Origin of the sequence: Streptococcus halitosis (genome assembly GCF_003143695.2) — a bacterium.
In the GTDB taxonomy this organism is placed as follows: domain Bacteria; phylum Bacillota; class Bacilli; order Lactobacillales; family Streptococcaceae; genus Streptococcus; species Streptococcus halitosis.
In genome coordinates, this window is sequence record NZ_QEMY02000015.1 from 1 (window position 1) to 255 (window position 255).

3 tRNA genes are annotated in these 255 nt (G+C 53.7%); all 3 read left to right on the plus strand.

Annotated features, from left to right (window positions below):
* Position 1: 1 nt before the first annotated feature.
* The 3 genes from DB729_RS09395 (at position 2) to DB729_RS09405 (ending at position 252) form a co-directional block, all read left to right on the plus strand.
* Positions 2–91: transfer RNA gene (locus tag DB729_RS09395), tRNA-Ser, on the plus strand.
* 10 nt (positions 92–101) lie between these two features.
* Positions 102–175, plus strand: a tRNA-Met gene (locus tag DB729_RS09400).
* A 4-nt stretch (positions 176–179) separates the two neighbouring features.
* Positions 180–252: transfer RNA gene (locus DB729_RS09405), tRNA-Phe, on the plus strand.
* Positions 253–255: the final 3 nt, after the last annotated feature.

Sequence of the window (255 nt, forward strand, 5' to 3'; positions counted from 1 at the left end):
TGGAGGATTACCCAAGTCCGGCTGAAGGGAACGGTCTTGAAAACCGTCAGGCGTGTAAAAGCGTGCGTGGGTTCGAATCCCACATCCTCCTTTTATATTAACGCGGGATGGAGCAGCTCGGTAGCTCGTCGGGCTCATAACCCGAAGGTCGTAGGTTCAAATCCTGCTCCCGCAATATTGGCTCGGTAGCTCAGTTGGTAGAGCAATGGATTGAAGCTCCATGTGTCGGCGGTTCGATTCCGTCTCGCGCCATAT